The 20,842-nt window shown below is 63.4% G+C and carries 16 protein-coding genes and 1 tRNA gene; all 17 read right to left on the bottom strand.

From position 1 onward, the window contains the following. Positions 1–602: 602 nt before the first annotated feature. Positions 603–1,667, bottom strand: a complete 1,065-nt coding sequence (gene rfbB, locus B5E67_RS13310) for a dTDP-glucose 4,6-dehydratase (RefSeq protein WP_087248910.1) — start codon at positions 1,665–1,667, stop codon at positions 603–605. A gap of 144 nt (positions 1,668–1,811) precedes the next feature. Then, positions 1,812–2,726, bottom strand: coding sequence for a dTDP-4-dehydrorhamnose reductase (gene rfbD / locus B5E67_RS13305; protein ID WP_087385652.1), 915 nt, complete (start codon positions 2,724–2,726; stop codon positions 1,812–1,814). A 15-nt stretch (positions 2,727–2,741) separates the two neighbouring features. Further along, the gene (rfbA, locus tag B5E67_RS13300; protein WP_087385651.1) at positions 2,742–3,629 is read right to left on the bottom strand and encodes a glucose-1-phosphate thymidylyltransferase RfbA; all 888 of its coding nucleotides are present in this window, start codon (positions 3,627–3,629) and stop codon (positions 2,742–2,744) included. 200 nt (positions 3,630–3,829) lie between these two features. Then, positions 3,830–4,627: a glycosyltransferase gene (locus B5E67_RS13295; protein ID WP_242957000.1), complete on the bottom strand. Its 798-nt coding sequence runs from the start codon at positions 4,625–4,627 to the stop codon at positions 3,830–3,832. Positions 4,628–4,641: 14 nt separating this feature from the next. Further along, positions 4,642–7,125 (bottom strand): glycosyltransferase family 2 protein, encoded by a 2,484-nt coding sequence (locus B5E67_RS13290; protein ID WP_087385649.1) that lies wholly within the window; start codon positions 7,123–7,125, stop codon positions 4,642–4,644. Between the two features lie 411 nt (positions 7,126–7,536). Then, positions 7,537–8,637, bottom strand: coding sequence for a sporulation protein SpoIID (locus tag B5E67_RS13280; RefSeq protein WP_242956998.1), 1,101 nt, complete (start codon positions 8,635–8,637; stop codon positions 7,537–7,539). A 172-nt stretch (positions 8,638–8,809) separates the two neighbouring features. Then, positions 8,810–10,039: a chloride channel protein gene (locus tag B5E67_RS13275; protein WP_087385647.1), complete on the bottom strand. Its 1,230-nt coding sequence runs from the start codon at positions 10,037–10,039 to the stop codon at positions 8,810–8,812. A 186-nt stretch (positions 10,040–10,225) separates the two neighbouring features. After that, positions 10,226–10,303 (bottom strand) — tRNA-Pro (locus B5E67_RS13270). Positions 10,304–10,380: 77 nt separating this feature from the next. After that, positions 10,381–10,851, bottom strand: coding sequence for a hypothetical protein (locus B5E67_RS13265; RefSeq protein WP_087385646.1), 471 nt, complete (start codon positions 10,849–10,851; stop codon positions 10,381–10,383). A gap of 21 nt (positions 10,852–10,872) precedes the next feature. Beyond that, entirely contained in the window at positions 10,873–11,703 is an 831-nt protein-coding gene (locus tag B5E67_RS13260; protein WP_162611687.1) for a phosphoribosyltransferase family protein, read from the bottom strand. Next, entirely contained in the window at positions 11,700–13,730 is a 2,031-nt protein-coding gene (locus B5E67_RS13255; RefSeq protein ID WP_087385645.1) for an S-layer homology domain-containing protein, read from the bottom strand. Before B5E67_RS13255 ends, B5E67_RS13260 begins: the two co-directional genes overlap by 4 nt. Before the next feature lie 36 nt (positions 13,731–13,766). Beyond that, positions 13,767–14,975, bottom strand: a complete 1,209-nt coding sequence (locus B5E67_RS13250; RefSeq protein WP_087385644.1) for an ABC transporter permease — start codon at positions 14,973–14,975, stop codon at positions 13,767–13,769. Continuing rightward, positions 14,966–15,745, bottom strand: a complete 780-nt coding sequence (locus tag B5E67_RS13245; RefSeq protein ID WP_087385643.1) for an ABC transporter ATP-binding protein — start codon at positions 15,743–15,745, stop codon at positions 14,966–14,968. Before B5E67_RS13245 ends, B5E67_RS13250 begins: the two co-directional genes overlap by 10 nt. 4 nt (positions 15,746–15,749) lie before the next feature. Further along, the gene (locus tag B5E67_RS13240) at positions 15,750–17,438 is read right to left on the bottom strand and encodes an HlyD family efflux transporter periplasmic adaptor subunit (protein WP_087385642.1); all 1,689 of its coding nucleotides are present in this window, start codon (positions 17,436–17,438) and stop codon (positions 15,750–15,752) included. Positions 17,439–17,807: 369 nt separating this feature from the next. Then, entirely contained in the window at positions 17,808–18,188 is a 381-nt protein-coding gene (locus B5E67_RS13235) for a NusG domain II-containing protein (RefSeq protein WP_087248888.1), read from the bottom strand. Further along, on the bottom strand, positions 18,185–20,086 hold the full coding sequence (locus B5E67_RS13230; RefSeq protein ID WP_087385641.1) for a flavocytochrome c: 1,902 nt from the start codon (positions 20,084–20,086) through the stop codon (positions 18,185–18,187). Before B5E67_RS13230 ends, B5E67_RS13235 begins: the two co-directional genes overlap by 4 nt. Positions 20,087–20,258: 172 nt before the next feature. Beyond that, positions 20,259–20,842, bottom strand: a 584-nt coding sequence (locus B5E67_RS13225) for an MFS transporter (protein WP_143405432.1), incomplete at its 5' end; no start/stop codon positions are given.

Here is a 20,842-nt window from a genome sequence, read left to right as displayed (position 1 = left end):
ACTCACCGAACCACCAGCCCGCTGAGGCGGGCATGTGGTACAAATCGGAGCGGCGGGCAAAAGCCGTTAAGAAAAACACCCGTGCCGCCGTTTGAGGCCCTGAAAGTTTAAACGAGCCAGGCATGACAGTGTTTTTTAGGCTTTTGAACGACGCGACTTCCTCTTTTGGGTCCAGGAGTCAGTCCTCTTGCGCTTAGCCGATTTTTGCGGCGCGCCGCAGAGGGCGCTTGCAAAAACCGGAGCGCTGCGCCAGCTTCGGCCCGGCTGTTTCGTCCACTGGACGCGCCGGGCCAAAGCTGCCCTGGTCGTTAGGGTGGGTAGGGAGTCCAGAGGCTGCGCAGCCGAGGCGCTGCCTGCGGCAGAAACAGCCGAGGCGGAGCAGGGGCAGCCGTCCAAATTTTCAAGCGGGCAGCGCCCCGCGCTGAAAATTTGGGTAACGGCAACCCGGAGGTAGGGAGGGCGAATCGAAACGCCCTCCCTCCCCTTCTGGCCCCAGCGGAGCGGAAAAAAGGGAAAAGAAATAGAGTATTCAAGGGCAAAGCGCAAGAAAACCGGCCCCCCGCCTTTTACAAGACAGGGGGCCGGCTGCTTTCAGGGAACCATCAGCGGTTCTTGTACATTTCCTCGTAGTACTTCTGGTAGTTGCCCGAGGTGACGTTGTTCATCCACTCCTCGTGAGACAGATACCAGTCGATGGTCAGGACGATGCCCTTCTCGAAGGGAGTCTCGGGATACCAGCCCAGATCGTTCTTGATCTTGGTGGGATCGATGCCGTAGCGGCGGTCGTGGCCCAGACGGTCGGCCACGTGCTTGATCAGGTCCTCGCTGATGCCGTCATCCTTCAGCCGGTCGTGCAGCTGGCTGATGATGGTCTTGACGATGAAGATGTTGGGCCGCTCGTTGTGGCCGCCCACATTGTACACCTCGCCGATCCGGCCGCCCTCGGCCACCATGTCGATGGCCTTGCAGTGGTCCTCCACATACAGCCAGTCGCGGATCTGCATGCCGTCGCCGTACACCGGCAGCTGCTTGTGATGCTTGACGTTGTTGATCATCAGGGGGATCAGCTTCTCGGGGAACTGGTAGGGGCCGTAGTTGTTGGAGCAGCGGGTGATGTTGATGGGCATGCCGTAGGTGTCGTGGAAGGCCATGACGAACATGTCGGCGCTGGCCTTGGAGGACGAATAGGGGCTGTGGGGGCACAGCGGGGTGGTCTCCATGAAGAAGCCCTCGGCGCCCAGTGCGCCGTACACCTCGTCGGTGGACACCTGCAGGTACTTCTTGCCCTCTTTCCAGGTCTTGGCCTCGGGGTCATACCAGGCCTCCTTGGCCCGCTGCAGCAGGTTCACGGTGCCCATGACGTTGGTCTGGACGAAGATCTCCGGGTTGGCGATGCTGCGGTCCACGTGGCTCTCGGCGGCGAAGTTGATGACGTAATCAAAATCATACTTCGCAAACAGGCTCTGCACCAGTTCCTTGTCGCAGATGTCGCCCTGGACAAAGACGTGGCGGGGATCCCCCTCGACGCCCTTCAGGTTCTCCAGGTTGCCGGCATAGGTCAGCTTGTCCAGGTTTACCAGAAGGATATCGTCATGCTTTTTTAGCATATAGTATACGAAGTTGGAGCCGATGAAGCCGGCGCAGCCGGTAATCAGATAGGTTTTCATAGCGTTCCTTTCTCTGTTGCATGGCGGCAGGGCCGCAGCGGGCGGCCCGCCAAAGAAATTCCCCCAAGACGGCGTGGGACTGCCCGGGGGAATGTGGGTTGCAGACGTAGGGCCGGGGGACAGGTCTTCCCTGCCCCGCCGGGATTATTTCATGCCGTTGTCGCCGTCCCAGTGTTCAAAGAAGCAGGCCAGAGCCTCCTGCCAGGGGCGCACCTCGTTGCCCACCGAGCAGCGCAGGGCCCGGTTGTCCAGGGCGCTCCAGTGGGGGCGGTCGGCGCTGTCGGGGTGCTTGGCCTTGTATTCGGCGCTGGTGCAGGGAGCCACGGTGGCGTCCACCCCGGCCAGGCGGATGATCTCGCTGGCGAAGTCGTACCAGGAGCAGATGCCCTCGCCGGTGCAGTGGTACAGGCCGTACTCATGGGTGACGCACAGCTGGAGGATTTCGTGGGCCAGGTCCACCGCATTGGTGGGGTTGCCCAGCTGGTCGTTGACCACTTCCAGCTTGCCGAACTTCTTGCCGGCGTTGACGATGGTCTTGACAAAGTTCTTGCCGTAATAGCTGTACAGCCAGGCGGTGCGGACGATGAAGTGGCGGTGGCAGAACCGTGCCACATACTTCTCGCCCATCAGCTTGGTGGAGCCGTAGGCGCTGATGGGGTCGGGCAGGCAGGCCTCGTCCTGGGGGATGCCGCCGTTTTCCCGGCCCGAGAACACATAGTCGGTGGACACATGGACCAGACGGGCGCCCATCTTTTCGGCGGCCTGGGCCAGATTGCGGGGGCCCAGGGCGTTGGCCTTGTAGGCGGCGTCGTGGTTCACCTCGCAGCCGTCCACGTTGGTGTAGGCGGCGCAGTTGATGATGACATCCGGCTTGAACCGGCGGATATAGTCATCCACCGCCTTGTAATTGGAAATATCCAGCTCGGGCAGGTCCACCGCGATGACGGTGGCGTTCAGCAGCTTCTCGGGGATGGGGCCGATTTCGCTCTTGCCCGCCCGCAGCTGCTTGATGATTTCGGTGCCCAGCTGGCCCTTGTAGCCGGTGACAATGATTTTCATAGACTGCCTCCCCTCTCAGTATCTCAGCTTGCCGTCGGCCACGTTCTTCAGGTGCTGGCCGTAGGGAGATTTGCCGTAGCGATCGGCCGACTCCAGCAGCTTTTCGCGGCTGATCCAGCCGTACTTGAAGGCGATTTCCTCCGGGGCGCTGATCTTGATGCCCTGGCGCTTTTCGATCATGCGGACGAAGTCGGCCGCATCCACCAGGCTGTCCATGGTGCCGGTATCCAGCCAGGCAAAGCCGCGGCCCAGCAGCTGGACGTCCAGCTGGTCCTGCTTGAGGTACATATCGTTCAGGGTGGTGATTTCCAGCTCGCCGCGGGCGGAGGGCTTGACCTGCTTGGCCATTTCGGCCACCTTGTTGTTGTAGAAATACAGGCCGGTGATGGCGTAGTTGCTCTTGGGGTGGGCGGGCTTCTCCTCCACGCTCAGGACCTTGCCGTTTTCGTCAAACTCCACGATGCCGAACCGCTCGGGGTCCTGGACATAGTAGCCAAAGACGGTGCAGCGGCCGTTTTCCTCGGCGTTGTGGACCGCATTTTTCAAAATGCGGGAGAAGCCGTTGCCATAGAAAATGTTATCGCCCAGAATCATGGCGCAGCAGTCGCCGGCGATAAACTCCTCGCCCAGGATGAACGCCTGGGCCAGGCCGTCGGGCGAGGGCTGGACCTTATACTGCAGATGGATGCCATACTGGCTGCCGTCCCCCAGCAGGGCCTCGAACCGGGGGGTATCCTCGGGGGTCGAGATAATCAGGATATCCTGAATGCCGGCCAGCATCAGGGTGGACAGGGGGTAATAAATCATGGGCTTGTCGTAGACCGGCAGCAGCTGTTTGCTGGTGACCATGGTCAGCGGGTAAAGCCGGGTGCCGGCGCCGCCGGCGAGAATAATGCCTTTCATCTTGTGCACTCCTTTTTGAACGTCAAAAGTTGTGCAGCTCCCGGGTGGGGCGGCCCAAGGCCGCCGCCTGCCCGATCATAAAGCGGAGGCTGCGTCCGCTGTAAACAAAATCAAAAAAGGCCCGCCCCTCTCGTACAGGAAAGCGGGTCTCTTTCTATTTTACACTGCCAGGGGCAAAAAAGCAACACGAAACCGTGCCCTCACCAGGCAAAACCCCACTTGTGGAAGTAGCGGCAGAGGCTGCGGGCCTGCCAGATCATGGGGCCCAGGCTGCGGTGAGCGGCCCGGTGCCACAGATGGACGGCAGAGAACTGAGGCACCAGCCACACCTGCCCCTGGCGGAGCATCTTCTGGGTGAGGTCGGCGTCCTCCACATACATGAAATAGCCCTCGTCGAAGCCGGCCGCCGCCCGGAAGGCGGAGGTTTTCACCGCCGAGAAGCTGCCGGTACAGAATTCGATCTGCCGCGGGGCGGACAGGTCCTCCCCGGCCATCACATAGGCGTCGTTGTACTTTTTCAGGAAGGTGAGGACGCTCAGCTGGCGGTAAATCATAGCCCCCAGGCTGCACCGGCGCAGGGGCAGCACCTGGGTGCGCCCGTCGGGGAAGCAGAGGCTGGGCCGGGCCATAACGGCCTGGGGATGGGCTTCCATCCACTCGGCCAGGTCGGACAGGGTGTCGGCGGTGAGCTGAATATCGGGGTTGAGGATAAAATGGTAGTCGCTGGCCAGCTCGGGCAGGACGGTATTGTGTCCCGCGCCGAAGCCCCCGTTGCGGGCCCGGCACACCACCCGGACGGTCTGGTTCTCCGCCGGGCGGAGGCGGCCGTCCTTCAGGGCCTGGTGGAGCTCATCGCCGGTGCCGTCGGGGCTGGCGTTGTCCACCAGATAGAGGGTCAAAGGATGGCGGCGGGTGTGTTCCAGCACCGAGGCGGCGGCCTGCAGGGCCTCGTCACAGTCGTTGTAGGTGACAATACAGGCTGACAGATTCAATTCCACGGTCCTCCCTCTCCTCAGTCCAGGGGCCGCAGCTTGATGCGGAAGTCATCCCGGTCCAGGTCAAAGTTGGGGTTCAGGCAGGGGTCGCCGGCGGCCAGCTCCTTTTTCCAGCGGGTCTGGAACTGGGTCACCTCCGACACGAAGCGGGCCCGCTTTTCGGGGGCCTCGTCCAGGCCGCGGCTCTTGCTCTCGTAGTGATAGAGCATGGCGAAGGGGGTAAACACGTTCTGATAGCCGGCGTTCCGGACCCGGACGCAGAAGTCCACGTCGTTGAAGGCCACCGCAAAGCTCTCGTCCAGGCCGCCCACTTTCTCGTACAGGTCGCGGCGGATCATGAGGCAGGCGCCGGTGACGCCGTAGACGTCGTGGGCGTAGATCAGGCGGCCCATATATCCGGGGTTGGACACCTGGAAGTTCTTGTGCATGTGGGCGGCCAGGGTCAGATGGCCAAAGCCCAGACCGGCGTGCTGGATGGTGTCGTCGGGGTAGAGCAGCTTGGCGCCCACGCAGCCCACCCGCTCCTGCTGGGCGAACATGACCATTTCCTCCAGCCAGCGGGGGGTGATGACCTCGGTGTCGTTGTTGAGCAGCAGCAGGTATTCACCGGTGGCAAACTTGGCGCCGAAGTTGTTCAGGGCGCTGTAGTTGAAGCCGGTGCCCTCCCAGCGGACCACCCGGAAGGTGTCGGGATGCTGTTTTTCCAGCTTTTCGTAGGTGCGGAAGGTCTCGTCCTCTTTGCTGTTGTTCTCGATGACCAGGATCTCAAAGTCGGGATAGGTGGTCTTGGCGTAGATGGACTCGACGCAGGTGCGCAGGTCCTTGGAATGGTCGCAGCTGGGGATCAGGATGCTGACCTTGCCGGGATGCTGGATGGTGTAGTCGGTCTTGTAGAAGCCGGGGGTGTCGGGAATCATGGACACCTCGTCCACCGCCACCCCTACCCGCTCATAGTGGGCATACAGGGCCTTGACGGCAGCCTCCAGGCAGTAGAGCTTGGCCTCGATGCCGCCGGCCACGCTGGTGGGGCTGGCCCGCCAGTAGTAGAGCACGTGGGGAATATGGACCACCTTCTGGGCTTTTTCGGTGAGGCGGAGGTACAGGTCATAGTCCTGGCTGCCGTTGTACTCGCCCCGCTCGCCGCCGCCGGCGGCCTCCAGCAGGCTGGCCTTAAAGACGCTCAGGTGGCAGATATAGTTGTTGGCCCGCAGGTTGTCCAGCATGAAATCGGGCTTGAGGTGATAGAGGGTGGTGTGCTCCACCTGGCCCTCAAAGGTAACCTCGTCGGTGTAGACGAAGTCGGCCCCCTGCTCCACAATGGCCTGGGCCACATACCACAGGGCCGAGGGATGCAGGATGTCGTCGTGGTCCAGCAGGGCAATGTACTCCCCTGTGGCCAGGGCGAAACCGGCGTTGGTGTTGCCGGCAATGCCCTCGTTGCGCTCCAGCTTCTGGTAGCGGATGCGGCTGTCCTGGGCCATGCGAGCCTGGACGGCCTGGCCCACCTTTTCGTCCTGGCCGGCGTCCACCAGGCACAGCTCCCAGTTCTGGTAGGTCTGGTTGACCACCGAGTCCAGCAGCTCGGTCAGGAAGTTCAGCGGGGTGTTGTACAGAGGCACCACGATGCTGATTTTGGGCCCGTTGGGCTGGTTCTGGGCCTGGCGGACCAGCAGGTCCACCGGGGCCAGGCGGCTGGCCTGGAAGGTCCGGCCGGGGAAATGGGCCTGATAATATTTGGCGTCCTGGCGGCGTTTGGCCAGACCGGCAAAGCCCTCCCGGCGCAGCTGGGCCAGCAGGACAAACAGCGGGAAGGTATGCCACAGCTGCCGCAGCTTGCTGAGCAGGTAGCGGACCGGCCAGGTGATTTTCCAGCAGGTGGAACCGGTGACGTTGTTCAGGGCGGTTTCCAGCTGGTTTTCGTGCTCGTGGGCGGCGGACAGCTCGCTGCGCTGGTGGTCGGTGAGCTTCTGGTAATCGCGGCAGCTCTGCTCGGCCCGGTCCAGCTTGATGCGCAGGCTGTCCAGTTTTTCCTCATAGGCGGCGGTCAGGTCCCGGGCCTCGCCGGCGGCAGGGCAGAACAGGGCCGCGCCGGCCAGCGCGCCCCAGCTCTTCCATCCAAAATCCCGCCGGAGGCCGGCGGCAGCCATGGCCTCGGCCCAGACGGGCAGGGCGGAAGCCTCCTCGGGCTCCGGGGCCAGAAACAGCAGGCGGCTGCCCGGCAGGGACTCGGGCGCAGGGACATCCCCGCCCTGAATCACCACCAGGTCATACTCCGACGGCCAGCCGGCGGGCAGGGTGTAGCCGGCGTCCAGCCAGTCCTCCCCTGCCTTGCCGGCGCCCAGGCCGAAAGCTTCGATATTCCGGCCGCGGAGGGCGGCGGTCAGGCCCTGGTCCCCCAGGACCAGCACCCGCCGGGGCCCAAACTCCGGCTCCAGCAGGCGGGCCAGCTCTTTCTGCTGCCGGGCCTGCTCCTTTTTCTTCAAATCTTCTGCGCTCTGCATTTTCTCGCTCCCATCCTGTCGTTGTCAATCATCTCAGTATACCAGATTTTCCCCCGTTTGAGAAGCATTTCCACCCATTCTCTGGCGAAAATTGACGTTTTGGCTACAAAGCCCGACGCTTTACAAGCAGTATTGGCTATCCTGGTGAGAGATATTTGCCCCGGCGACAGAACCGCATATAACAAACCCCCGCCTCTTTTGGAGAAGCGGGGGCTTTGTTATTGATTTTTGTTTTTCAGCGCATACCGGGTAAAAGAATGAGGCCAAAACGGGCTTTGCATCGCACCGGGGCGCAGCCCCAAACGCCGGGAGCGAGCCGGAGCGTAAAGGCCCCGCGGAAGTTCCGGAGACCCGCAAACTTGATGGTACACATTGAAAGCTTTTTGCCTACTTTTTCTCCGAAAAAGTAGGTTACAGCCACCAGAAGAGCCAGTCGAAGAGGTTCCAGCCGCCGGAAGAGATGCTGCCGTCGGAACTGTCCATCAGGACCGCGCCGGTGTAATAGGTGGAGAGGATTTCGCGGTAATCGTATCCCCGCTCCTGGGCAAAGCCCACCGCGCCGCACTGGCTCATGCCCACGCCGTGGCCGTAGCCATAATAGGCCATCACCGGCACGCCGTTTTCGTCGGCGGTGAAATCAAAGCAGTACCGGGAACTGACAAACTGGTTCAGGTACCGGTAACTCCGCCCGTTCACCACCAGGGTGTTGTACTGGACAAAGCCGCCCAGGCTCTTGTGACTGGTGTCGGCGCTGACATAGGGCTCGTCGGGGTGCTGGCTGTCGTTGTACTCCACCATCCGGTAATCCTTGCCCACTACTCTCCGTAGAATATTGTGGTATTTTTCCTCATAGGGACTCTCTACGCTCTGGAGATAGGGCACGTCGTTGCCCCAGGCGTCCAGGGCCGAACAGGTGCCGTAGACGCCGGTCTGGGTATTGTAGCCCGCGCTGCAGGAGAACACCGCGTCGCAGACCGAATATCCCCGGCCGTTGTCATAGACCAGGATCAGGTTGGCCACGTCCTCGATGGCGTCCTCCATCTTGCGCCGGGTGGAGGCCGGAATCTGGTCCACCGGGGTGTAGGTCAGGGCGTTGGCCGAGGAACCGTACTGGTTCTGGTACTCCAGATAAGAGTGGATGGCGATGGCCTGGGCCTTCCAGGCCTCGGCGGCGGCCTTGTCCGAGATTTCGGCATAGCTGCCAATGGAGCCCAGCTCGGTGTAGGTGATGCCCACCAGGCAGTCCACCAGGTTCAGCCGGACGTTCCGCCGCAGGCCCTGGCCCTTTACGTTCAGGTAGTCCACCGTGATCTTGTCCTTGCTGCCCAGGCCAAACAGGTCCAGCAGCCAGCTGATGCAGTTTTCCTGCTCCAGCTCCTGGGAGACGGGAATCTGGGCGGTGTCGGCCCCGCCGATGGTGTCCGCCGCCAGCGCCTGGGGCGCCGATGCGATCATGAACCCGGCCAGCGCCAGGGCCGCCAGCCGCTTTGCGATGTGCGTTTTGATCTTCAAACCAGTTCACCTTCCTGTGCTTTTTGTTAAAGAAAGTGTAACATAATCCCGACTTGGAGACAAGGCTGAATTTTAACGCGCCCTCCGGCGGGGCCGGCGCAAAAAATCCGCCCATTCCTGCCGGATCGGGCAGAAACAGGCGGACGGAAGATGTATTTTTCTGCAAATCCCCTCAGTGCTTCTCTTCCCCGTAATTTAAGGGGCACTGGGGATAGATGGAATGGCTGCCGTTGCAGGCATAGGCCACAGTGCAGACCAGGAACAGGCAAGCAAAATACTGCCCGCCGAACAATTCCAGGCCCACCAGGATGGCGGCGGCAAAGGTATTGGTGCCGGCCGAGAACACCGCCGCATAGGCCATGGCGGCGGCCAGTTCCACCGGCAGGCCCAGAGGCCCGGCCAGGACGGCGCCCAGGGCCGCGCCCACCGTGAACAGAGGGGCCACCTCGCCGCCCTGGAACCCGGCAGCCAGACAGACCGCCGTCAGGCAGAGCTTGGCCAGCCAGTCCCAGGCATAGAGCTGGCCGCCCGCCAGGGCGATGGCGGTGATTTCCTCGCTGAGGCCGTTGTAGCGGCCCCCGGTCACCAGGCCAAAGAGGGCCACCAGCGTGCCCACCAGCACAATCCGCAGGTAGGGGTTGGGGAGCCACTGTTCCAGCCGGTGATGCAGGCCGTGGAGCAGGGCCACAAAGAGATGGCCCGCCAGGCCCGCCGCAATGCCCAGCACCACCAGCCCAATGATGGTTTCCACCGTGAAGGCGGGGACGGCGGCGCTCAGGCCGCTGACCGGGGGGTTGACCCCCAGCGCCCCGCTGACCGCCGAAGCCGTCAGGGCCGCCACCAGGGCCGGCAGCAGGGATTCGTATTCCATGACGCCGGTGTGGAACAGTTCCAGGGCGAAGAACACCGCCGCCAGCGGGGTGCGGAACAGGCCCGCAAAGCCTGCCGCCACGCCCGCCATCAGCAGGCTGCGCTTGTTGCGGGGGTTGTCCAGGCCGGGGGTCAGGAGGCTTGCGGCGGCGGTGGAAATCTGCACCGCCACCCCTTCCCGGCCCACGCTGGCGCCCAGCAGGTGGCCGATCCAGGTGGACCCCACCGCCAGCGGAATCAGCCGGGTGGGCACGTCCTTGCGGCGGCCCTCCACGGCGTCAAACACCAGTCCCATGCCGCGGCGGCATTCCTCGCCCCAGCGGCGGTATACCAGACAGATCAGCGCGCCGCCCGCCGGCAGCAGCACCATCAGCAGCGGGTATGCCTCCCGCACCTCGGTCATGGCCAGCACGCCATGCCCAAACACCGCCGTCAGCACGCCGGCGATAGCGCCCACCGCCGCCGACAGGGCCAGCAGGATGGCCGAGCCTTTCAGGCGGTTCAGCCGCTCCGGATTCATCCAATCTTTCATGCTTTCTTCCCACCATTTCCTGATTCCATCGCCCGGCCCCTTGCCGGGCGTACCGGTCAAATTTTATCACATTCCCCCGCTGCGGGCAACAGCCTGTCGAAAAAACAGGCCCGAAATCCCCCCGTCGGGCTTTTTGCACAACAAAAACCGCCGGTTCCTGAGCCTTGTGGCTTGGAACCGGCGGTCTGGTCCGAGTGGCGAGAATCGAACTCACGGCCTCTTGAACCCCATTCAAGCGCGCTACCAAAACTGCGCTACACCCGGATAAAGCTGTGCGCTGTCGCTCACAGCTCCATTATTATACCGGAACCCGCCGGCTTTGTCAAGGTTTTTTTGGGTTTTTATTCCGCGATTTGTTCCAGCACGGTGACGCCGTCCTCCGTGCGGACCTCGAAAGACACATTCTCCCCGTAGGTCAGATGGGCGGCGTTCCCCTCCCAGTCCGAGAAAATCAGGTTGTAGCCCAGATTTGCGGGGGCATCGCAGACAGTGGCGGCCACTGCCCCCTCGTCCATAAACACCAGCTGCAGCATTCCCTCGCTGGTGGATTCGGACAGGTTGTAGCTTTCGGTGCCGATGGTGGCCACGATTTCCTCCAGGCTGGTGTAGGGCGCAAAGCTGTACACCTCATCCCAGCTGAAAGGCACCGCCTGTTCCAGGGTGATGGACGGGTCGGTGAGGCCGGTGAGGGTGGTTTTCAGCTGGTGGTTGTGCCACAGCACCACCGGGCTGCCCACCATGGAATAAATCAGGGCGATGACGCCTAGCAGGACCACGGCGGCAATGTAAAACCTCTGTTTTCTCGGATTCATCGGATTGCTGTACCCCTTTCGTCAAAAGTCTTGGATCTCGGTCTCCTCGTCCTCCGACCCGGCCTCCTGGTCAAAGGGGATGCCCGGCAGGACGGGGATGGTGGTGTCGCTGCGGGGCGTCGCCAGCGCGACAAAGGCCACCGACTCGGCGCCGGCCGCCAGCAGAGCCTGCGCACAGGCCGCGGCGGTGGCACCGGTGGTGACCACATCGTCGATCAAGAGGACCCGCCGTCCCGCCACCCGGTCCGCATCGGCCTGAAACAGGCCGATGACGTTCACCAGGCGTTCCGCCCGGTCGAGGGCGACCTGGGGCTGTCCCACATACCGGCGGCGCAGGGCCTGCAGGTCGGCGGGGACCCCCAGACCCTGGGCCATGGGCAGCGCCAGCAGGGAGGGCACGTTGTAGGCTCTCCCCCGCCCCGAGGTGGGCACCGGCACCACCAGGTCGCATTCGGTGGGGATGCGGGGCCCGGGCCGGGGCACTTCCACCCCGCCCCGGATCTGGATTTCCACGCCGAACAGCTCCCGGACCAGCAGGCAGCCCAGCTGCACCGCCGTCCAGGGCTGGTTTTCGTACTTGGCACAGATCAGGCTGCGGCGGACAAGGCCCTCGTACCAGTAGGGCACGGCGGTCCAGCTCACCGAAACGGTTTTCAGGCCGTCCAGCGGCCGGGGCCGGGCCAGACGGATGCGGCGGTCCCCTTTGAGCCGGGCCTCACAGTCGGCGCACCAGGGCTCAAACCCCAGCACCCGCCCGCAGAAGGGGCATCGCCGGGGACAAATCAGCTGGCACGCCTGCCGGAACAGCAGCGCGCCCCGGCTGTACTGCCCCAGCCCGGCGTCACGGATCAATTTTTCTTCAGGGCCGTCAGGACACGGACCTGGTGTCCGGCGGTGCAGGAATCCACCCAGCCAACCAGGAAGTAGTCCTCCGAGTTGATGGTGGGCAGCAGGGTGGGATAATACACGCCCATGTGCCACAGGTAGACCTGCATATCGTCGGCGGTCTCATAGCGCTGGCCGGTGGTGGTGGTCACCGAAGCGGCCCCCAGATCCTGGATCATGATGGGCTGCAGCTGGACCATGCCCCGGACGGCGCCGTTGGCCTCATACCGCACGCCGATGCCGCCGGTGAGGACCGGGTACAGCACGTCGGTGGTGGAGGTGGTGGCGGAGGTGCCGGTCATGTAGGTATAGTTGGCGCCGCCGGCCACCGTGCCCAGCACGGTGCTCAGCAGGCCGCTGGTGTTGTCGGCCAGCAGGCCCAGGGCCAGGCTTGTCCAGCGCCCGGTGCGGCCGGTCAGCTCGTTCCAGACGTCATTCAGCAGCGAGCCGGTCAGCAGGCCCGACACCATCTGCATCAGCACATCGCTGGGCTGGATGCTGGTCAGATTGTCGGTGACCGAGTTGTACTTGTTGGTGGACCAGGCCATCAGGCAGCCATAGGTCCACACGTCGCCGGTGACGTCGTCCAGCACCAGGCGGTTGATCTCGCCCCGGTCGTTGAGGGCGTAATAGCGGACGTCGCCGCTGGACAGGGTCACCCCGTCCAGACGGTCCAGGCGGATGGTTTTGCCGCTGCCGTCGGGGGTGGTGTCCAGGATTTCCAGGTCATCCGCCAGCTTGTACTCCCCCAGGGTGCGGTTGGCGGCACTGATGGTGCCGGTGACCTTTTTCTCCCCGATGGAGTTGAGGACTTCGCCCTCGGGGCTGGAGGTGATGGACACCAGCCAGCCGGTGGGATAATTCAGGTTTTTGTTGACGCGGACGCTGCGGACGGCGCCGTCGGTGCACAGCACCTTCACCGTCTGCATGATGTCAGCGCCGTTGTCGGTAATCAGGGACCGGCTGGAGGACTGCACTACACCGTAGTAGCTTTGGTCCACCTCCTCGCCGGTAAGAATACCGACTACAACGTTTTCCATGCCCAGCAGCAGGGTCACCACCTGGCCCACGCCGCCGCCCGACAGGGACGAAATGCGGTAGGCCACGTCGGTGCTGCCGATCTGGTAGGTCACGCCGGCCACCGTCACCGAGGTGGGGGCGGCGGCGTTGGGCGACACGGCCGTGATGCGGCCGGCGGCCTTGGTGGTGTAGATCCACAGGGAGTTCAGGCTCTCACTGTAGTAGTAGACGTCGTTGATGTTGAGGGTGGGCGACGAGGACAGTTCCCCGTTGCGGTAGACGGTGGTGGGGGTGATGGGCAGCACCTCGCCGGCAGTGGCCACAAAGGGGCCCTTCAGGCTGGCTGCCAGGATGGTGGAGGTGTCCACCTGACCGCCCGAGATGGTCAGGCCGATGGTGTTGCCGTAGACCGAGCCGTTCTTGTTGGTGGCGATCAGGGTGTTGTACAGCAGCACCGCGCAGTCGGTCAGGGTCATGGCCTCGCCCTGGCGGCGGCTCAGGCCGCTGCGCAGGCCCAGTTCGGAGGCCTTGTTCAGCTGGGCGGCCGGGAATGCGCCGCTCAGGTCGGCGGCGGTGAAGCCCAGGACGCTGAGGGCGGAGGCGCAGGCGGCCTCCAGGGTGACGGGGTCATTGGGGCGGAAGCTGCCGTCGGTATAACCGGTCATCCAGCCCTGCTGGACCGCGATGCGGATATAGGGTGCGTACTCGGTGGAGCTGTTCACGTCGGTGAACAGGCTGCCCACCTGGGTCTGCTCGTTGACCGTCTCGCGGTAGGCCGAGATCAGGGTCAGCATCCGGGCGAATTCGCCGCGGGTCACCTGAGCGTTCAGCTCCTCGGCGGTCTGGGCGGTCAGGATGCCCATGGTGCGGGCCGTCTGGATGGCCACATTGCTGTTGACCGCCGAGGCCGGCAGCGCCAGCACCGGGATCAGAATGCAGACCGCCAGCAGGAGGGACAAAAGTCTTTTTTTCATGTTTGTTCTCCTCATAGTTCGTTCTGGGGGCAGGCGTTATTCGTAGCGCAGCGCCTCAATGGGATTGAGCCGGGCGGCGCGGCGGGCGGGCAGGAATCCGAAGATCACGCCGATGCCCACCGAAATGCCGAAGGAGACCAGCACCGCAGTGGTGCCGGGATTGATGGTTACCGCCTCTCCGGGCATAATCAGGGGGACCGCCGCGGTGGCCGCCGCCGACAGGCTGTAGCCCAGCAGAATGCCGATCAAACCGCCCAGGGCCGAGGTGGTGCCCGCCTCCACCACGAACTGGAACAGGATGGTGGTTTCCCGCGCGCCCATGGCCTTGCGGATGCCGATTTCCCGCGTGCGCTCGCTGACCGACACCAGCATGATGTTCATAATGCCGATGCCGCCCACCAGCAGAGAGATGCCTGCGATGAGGGTCAGGACCATGACCACCATACTGATGGTCTGGTTCATCTGCTCCAGCAGCTCGCTCATGCTGTATACATAATACGCGTCTTCATCCTCGTAAATTGCGTACAGGGCGTTCTCCACGGCGGCCTTGGCCTGGTTTGCGTAGTTCTCATCCGCCATAATGACGGTGTAGGTATCCACGATGCTCTTCTGGTTGATCCGCAGAGCCACCGTGTAGGGCACATAAATGCGGTCGTCCTCGCCGCCCTCCTGGAGCTCGGGGTCGTTGGACTTGGGGCTCAGCACGCCCACGATCCGGAACCGGTAGGACCCGACCTTGATGTCCTCGCCCACGGCGTTGCCGTTGAAGGCCTCCCGGGCCAGGTAATCGCCGATGACGCAGACGTACTTGTTCTCTTTGATGTCCATGTACTGCAGGCCGCGGCCATCTGCGATGGTGTAGTTGGCCATGGAGATGTAGTCCTCATTGACGCCGTACACGCCGGTATAGCGGTAGACATCGCGGCCTTCCTTGACCACCTGGCTGCCGATCTGGACGTTGGGGGAAATGGCGCTCAGGTACTGGCGGTTGTCCTCCACCACCTGGTACATATACTCCACGGTGGCGTTGCGGGAGGAGCCGCGGCCCCAGATGGACACCGACATGCTGTTGATGCCCATGGAGGAGAAGCTCTCGCGGACCGACTCGGTCATGCCGTTGCCCAGGCCCACGATGACGATGACCGCCGTGACGCCGATGATGATGCCCAGCATGGTCAGGATGGTCCGCATCTTGTTGCTCCAAATGTTTTTCAGAGCGAGGATAAAGGTATCGATCAGGAGCATGCAGCCTCGCCTCCTTCCTGGGCGGCTTTTTTCTGCAAGTCCTCAATGGCAGCCTCGATCACCGGGCTGACAAAGGCCTCGGGAGAGCGGGCGTCGCCGTCGTAGACGATGCGGCCGTCCTCCAGCCGGATGATCCGGGGGGCCTGCATGGCGATGGAGTTGTCGTGGGTAATCAGGATGACGGTGTGGCCCTCCCGGTTCAGCTCCTGGAGCATTCCCAGCACTTCCCGGCCGGTATGGCTGTCCAGAGCGCCGGTGGGCTCGTCGGCCAGGATCAGGGGCGGGTTGCGCACCAGGGCCCGGGCGATGGACACGCGCTGCTGCTGGCCGCCCGACAGCTGGTTGGGCTTGCTGCGCAGCTTGTCCCCCAGACCCACCTGTTCCAGCACCGCCTTGGCGCGGGCATGACGCTGGGCCCGGGGCACCCGGGCATAGATCATGGGCACTTCCACGTTGCCCATCAGGTTCAGTTTGGGCAGAAGGTTGTACTGCTGGAACACAAAGCCCAGCATTTCGTTTCGGATGGCGGCCAGCTCTCCCCGCTTCATTTTGCCCACGTCCCGGCCGTTGAGCTTGTAGGTACCGGCGGTGGGGACATCCAGGCAGCCGATGATGTTCATACAGGTGGACTTGCCCGAGCCGGACTGGCCCACGATGGCCACAAACTCACCCTTTTCGATCTTCATGGTGACGTGGTCCAGGGCCTTGACGACGGTGTCGCCCATCTGGTAAAACTTGCACACCTCGTTGAATTCGATCAATGCACTCATGAATTTACTTTCCTCCGCGGAGGGTATTGCCCGGCAGGGCGATGACGCCCACCGGCACCGCAGCGCTGTAGCCGTCGCTGCTGTAGTCATCGTAGCTGAAGGTACTGCTGGCGACGTAGCCGATGATGTCGCCCTCCTGCAGGCCGGCGGTGATCTCGGTGTAGTTGTCGTCGCTGACGCCGGTCTCCACCGACACATAGACGTAGCCCTCGGGGGCGGTCATCTCGGGGTCGGCGTTGGCGGCGCTGGGGGACGCGGTGGTCACCAGGACATAGTCGCCCCGCTCGATGGCGGCGTTGGGCACGGCGATGGCGTCGGAGGCCTGCTCCACCACGATTTCAGCGTTGACGTTCATGCCGGGGCGCAGATCACCGTACTCGTCCACCTGGACGGTGACGGGATAGGTGGTGGTGCCGCCGGTGGTGGTGCCCACCATGGACACGCGGGTGACCTCGCCCTCAAAGACGCCGTCCACCGAGTCGGCGGTAACCGACACGCTCTGACCCACCGTGATCTGGTTGATGTCCAGCTCGTCGATGTTGATAGTCATTTCCAGGTAGCTCAGGTCGTAGATGATGCACAGGTCCTTGCCGCTCTCCACCGACTCACCCTGCTGGTAGTTGCGCTGGATGACGGTGCCGCTGATGGGGGCGTTAATGGTGTAGTTGCCCAGGGTTTCCTCGGCGTTGCGCATGGAAATCTCCCGGCTGCGCAGGCTCTCGTAGGCGCTCTGGATGGTCTCCTCCAGCTTGTCGCCGGCCAGTTCCAGCACGATGCCGTTCTCGGCCACCTGGCCGCCCTCGGGCACATAGATGGAGGCCACGGTGCCGGCGGTGGAGGCCGTCAGGGTGCGCTGTTCCTTGTAGTTGAAGGTGGCGCTGTTGGTGGAGCTGATGCCGTTGATGGTGGCGGTGGCAGACTGGGTGGTGTTCAGGGTGCCGGCGTTGGGGGTGGTGATGGTGACGGTGCGCACCAGCACGTTGCCCGAGCTCAGCACGTCGCTGCCCGACACCTCGGTGACGGTGCCGTTCAGCACCTCAAAGGTGCCGTCCAGGGTGATCTGGGCGGTCTGGCCCACCGAGAAGTTGGCGGCGTCCGCCGAGGGGAAGGTCAGCTGCAGGACCATCTGGCTGGCGTCCTGGACCACGGCCACTTCCTGGCCGCTGGTGACTTCCTCGCCCACCTTGACCTTCAGGGTGTAGACGGTGCCGGCCACCGGAGAGCGGACATAGCGGTAGTCCGCGATGGTGTCGTAGTTGCGCTGGGCCTGCTCCAGATTCAGCTGGGCCTGCTCCACGTTGGCGGAGGCGTCGCTGTTCTCGATCTGGTACAGCTGCTGGCCCGACTGCACCTCGTCTCCCTCCTCAAAGTTGGAGGTGAGGATTTCGCCCGCCACCAGAGAGCGCACGGTGTAGCTGTTGGCAGCGCTCAGGGTGCCGGTGGTGCTCAGGGTCTGGGAGATGGTGCGCCGGGTCACCGAAGCCTGGGTGTACTCGGGGGCCACATCCACCTTTTTGCTCTTGTTCAGGTTGTTCGCAAAGGCGGCGATGGCCACAACCACCACCACGACAACAAGCGGGATGATCCACTTGAGATAATTTTTATACTTGCCCAGGCTGAACCCGGCGGCTGCGCCGCCTTGGGCCGGCGCTTCCTGGCCGGCAGGCTCACCCTTCTTTTTCTTCCAGGTCATGTATTATTCCTCCTGATCTGCTGTCTCTCAGAGGCCGGGGCGGCGATGCCCGGACCAGCCGTCCGGACACAATCCGCCCCCAAACCCCATGGATTGTTCTCTTATTATAACACACCGGCGGGGGGAGACAAGCAAAACAACTTTTCTTTCATAAAATTTTTAAAAAGACAGCCTTGTATCTCTCCATTTTTTCATCCTGATTTCACAGTTATACCATATTCTGTGCAGGTCAGGGCGGCTTCCCAGGGCCATCCTGTTAACTTTCATCCCTTTTAAGGACCCGGTTTCACCCGCCCGCCCCAAAACAAAAAAACAGAGGCCGCCGCTTGCGGGCGGCAGCCCCTGTTTTGTCGGTTGATTTGGGCCGGGTCAGGCGGCCTCTTCGATGGAGACGTAAACCCCTGCGGGGACGCAGCAGGCCCACTGTCCCTCCTGGCTCAGCCACCCGAAGTCCTCGCAGACATGGTCCGGGCACTGGCTGTCCAGAAATGCGATGGCGCCGTCCTTTACCTGGAGATGGACGATGTAGCCGCCCACCTCATAGTAATAGTCGCAATCGGCGTCCAGGGGGATGGTTTCCACGGCCCCCATGCCGAAATCGGCCACCGCCACCAGATTCTGGCCCGAAGCGCCGGGCCGGCCAAAGATCAGCCACAGCCCCCCGGCAATCAGCAGGACCACCGCGGCGAATGCCGCGTTGACCTGCCAGCTGCGGGGTTTTCTGGCTTTGGATTCAGGCTGTTTGCTCATCCAACGTAAGCGCTGGCCTGCTCGCCGGCAATGCGGCCAAAGACGGTGAAGTCAGCCACAGCGTTGCCGCCCAGACGGTTGGCGCCGTGGACGCCGCCGGTGACTTCGCCGGCTGCGTACAGGCCCTTGATGACGGCGCCGTCACCAGCCAGAACCTCGGTGTTGGAGTTGATGGTCAGGCCGCCCATGGTGTGGTGCACGCCGGCGGTGACCTTGATGGCGTAGTAGGGAGCGGTGTTCAGGGGGTTGGCGAAGCTGGTACGGCCGAACTCCTCGTCCTTGCCGGCCTCAACGCAGGCGTTCCACTTCTCCATGGTGGCGGCGAAAGCGGCTGCGTCCACACCCATGGCCTCGGCCAGCTCCTCGTAGGTCTCGCCGGTCACGGTGTAGCCGTTCTTGATGTAGCCCTGGATGACGCTGGAGGCGTCCACCATGGCCTGGTCGATGACCAGCCAGCTGTAGCTGCCGGTCTGAGCGATCTCAGCGGCGGAAACCACGTCGCGGGTGCCCACTTCGTCGGTGAAGCGGTTGCCCTCGGCGTTCACCAGGATGGCGCCGTCGCCGCGCAGGCCCTCGGTAATCAGGGCGGCGGTGTTGGCCTCAACGGTGGGGTGGATCTGGATCTGGTCCATGTCCACGGTGCCAGCGCCGATGGCCACGGCCATGTCGATGCCCTGGCCCTGAGCGCCGGCGGCGTTGGTGGTCATGAAGCCGGCCAGCTCAGGCTTGTACTCCACAACCTTCTCCAGGTTGGCGCCGAAACCGCCGGTGGCCAGGATGACGGCCTTGGCGTTGACGGTGACGGTGCCGCCGTTCTTGCCGGTGGCCTCGATGCCCACGGCAGCGCCCTCGGCGTCGGTCAGGATCTTGGTGGCGGTGGTGTTGAGCATGATCTCAACGCCGGCGTCCTTGCACTTGGCTTCCAGACGGGGAATCATGTAGCTGCCGACCGAGACGACCTTGCCCTCGTCGTCCAGGGGGCGATGGATGCGCTTGACGGATGCGCCGCCGAAGCTGGAAACGCTGGGCATGTCAATGCCCTGCTCGGACAGCCAGACGATGGCGTCGGCAGAGTTGGAGCACAGGGTCTCCACCAGGGCGGGATCGTTGATGCCCTTGCCGCCGATCATGGTGTCCAGCTCCATCAGCTCCACCGAGTCGAAGTAGCCGACGGGGTTGGCCTGGTACTCAGCCCACTGCTCGGCCACGGTGGCAGCCAGAGCGGTGATGGTCTCGTTGTCGGCGTAGCTCTCAGCGGCGGTGGCCAGGGTCTTTTCGACGCCGGCGGCCTCGTTGAACTCATTCTCGTCCTGAGCAGGGGTCTTGGCAGCGTTCAGACCGCCGGTAGCGCGGACCGAGTTGCCGCCCACCATGGCCTGGCTCTCCACGATGACCACGCTCTTGCCCTCGTTGGCAGCAGCGATGGCGGCGGTCATGCCGGCGCCGCCTGCGCCCACCACAACGATGTCGGCCTCAACCACCTGGTCCTCGGCGGCCTCGGAAGAAGCCTCGCCGGTGAAGTCGGCAGCATCCAGGCCGGCGGCAGCCAGAGCGGCGGCCAGAGCCTCGTTGACAGCGTCGGAGGTGATGGTGGCGCCGCTGACCACGTCGATGGCGCCCTTGTTGCCCGAGACAATCTCGTCTACGGCGTTCTCGATGACCACCGAGCCGATGCCCTCGGTCTCATCGGGGCCTTCGATGACGCAGTCGGTGATGGCGCCGTCGGTCAGGGTGACGGTGACGGTGACCTCGCCCATGCCCTGGGCGGTGCCGGTGAACTCGCCCGACACGCCGGCTTCACCCGAAGCGGCCGTCGAGGAGGAGTCGCTCCCGCCGCAGGCAGTCAGGCCAAAAGCCATAACCGCTGCCAGCGCGAGGGCTGCAATGCGTTTTCTCATGTCTGTTGTTCCTTTCTTACTTACCATGTGCCCTGTGCGGACGCCTTTGCGGCGCACAGTCATGCCCGTCCTGCCGGGCAGTCTGTGCAGATTGTATCGAATTGTTATGCACTTGTCAAGGTGTGGAGGTGATTTGATTTTATTTTGTAGCTTTTTTGAAATTTTTTTCGATTCAAGGGGCCTTTTCTTCCACAGGCTTTACAAACCAGATGCAGGCGAAGCCGGCGGCTGCGGCGGCCAGAGCCAGGCCGTGGCGTCCGGCCTCCAGGCCCAGGGCCCGGGCCGCCAGCGGGAACGCCAGGCTCCCGGCGCTCTGGCCCAAAGCCAGAAATCCATAGTTCACCCCGGCGTGGGGCAGGCCAAACAGGTCGGTGGAGAAGGCAGGCAGCACCGCCGCCAGGGCCGAATAGCAGAAGGTCAGCCCCGCATACACCCCCACCACGGCCCATCCCCCCGCAAAGGCGAAGGCCGCCGACAGCGCCCCCGACGCCCCGAACAGAATCAGGTCGGTGGTGCGGCGTCCGATCCGGTCGCTGAGCAGGGGCATCAGCAGGCGGCCCGCGGTGCTGCCCACGCTGCCCAGCACCACCGCCCAGACGGCCTGGCCCTCTTCCAGGCCCCGCTGGACGCCCAGCCGCAGGATGATGGGGCTGAACAGCAGCACCGCCGGGGTGGAAAAGCAGACCGCCGCGGTGCACAGCCAGTATTGCCGGGTGCGGAGCATCTGGCCGGGGGTGAAGTCGGGGCCTTTGGGGG

The organism is Faecalibacterium sp. An122, from assembly GCF_002160895.1.
In the GTDB taxonomy this organism is placed as follows: Bacteria; Bacillota; Clostridia; order Oscillospirales; family Ruminococcaceae; genus Faecalibacterium.
Note: the sequence above shows the minus strand (reverse complement) of the source record. Positions and strands in the feature narration are given on the sequence as shown.

Bases quoted from the DNA above. Each gene is read 5' to 3' on its own strand.
- rfbB (WP_087248910.1), bottom strand. From the start codon at position 1,667: ATGAAAACCTATCTGATTACCGGCTGCGCCGGCTTCATCGGCTCCAAC.
- rfbD (WP_087385652.1), bottom strand. From the start codon at position 2,726: ATGAAAATCATTGTCACCGGCTACAAGGGCCAGCTGGGCACCGAAATC.
- rfbA (WP_087385651.1), bottom strand. From the start codon at position 3,629: ATGAAAGGCATTATTCTCGCCGGCGGCGCCGGCACCCGGCTTTACCCG.
- B5E67_RS13290 (WP_087385649.1), bottom strand. From the start codon at position 7,125: ATGCAGAGCGCAGAAGATTTGAAGAAAAAGGAGCAGGCCCGGCAGCAG.
- B5E67_RS13275 (WP_087385647.1), bottom strand. From the start codon at position 10,039: ATGAAAGATTGGATGAATCCGGAGCGGCTGAACCGCCTGAAAGGCTCG.
- B5E67_RS13265 (WP_087385646.1), bottom strand. From the start codon at position 10,851: ATGAATCCGAGAAAACAGAGGTTTTACATTGCCGCCGTGGTCCTGCTA.
- B5E67_RS13255 (WP_087385645.1), bottom strand. From the start codon at position 13,730: ATGAAAAAAAGACTTTTGTCCCTCCTGCTGGCGGTCTGCATTCTGATC.
- B5E67_RS13250 (WP_087385644.1), bottom strand. From the start codon at position 14,975: ATGCTCCTGATCGATACCTTTATCCTCGCTCTGAAAAACATTTGGAGC.
- B5E67_RS13245 (WP_087385643.1), bottom strand. From the start codon at position 15,745: ATGAGTGCATTGATCGAATTCAACGAGGTGTGCAAGTTTTACCAGATG.
- B5E67_RS13240 (WP_087385642.1), bottom strand. From the start codon at position 17,438: ATGACCTGGAAGAAAAAGAAGGGTGAGCCTGCCGGCCAGGAAGCGCCG.
- B5E67_RS13235 (WP_087248888.1), bottom strand. From the start codon at position 18,188: ATGAGCAAACAGCCTGAATCCAAAGCCAGAAAACCCCGCAGCTGGCAG.
- B5E67_RS13230 (WP_087385641.1), bottom strand. From the start codon at position 20,086: ATGAGAAAACGCATTGCAGCCCTCGCGCTGGCAGCGGTTATGGCTTTT.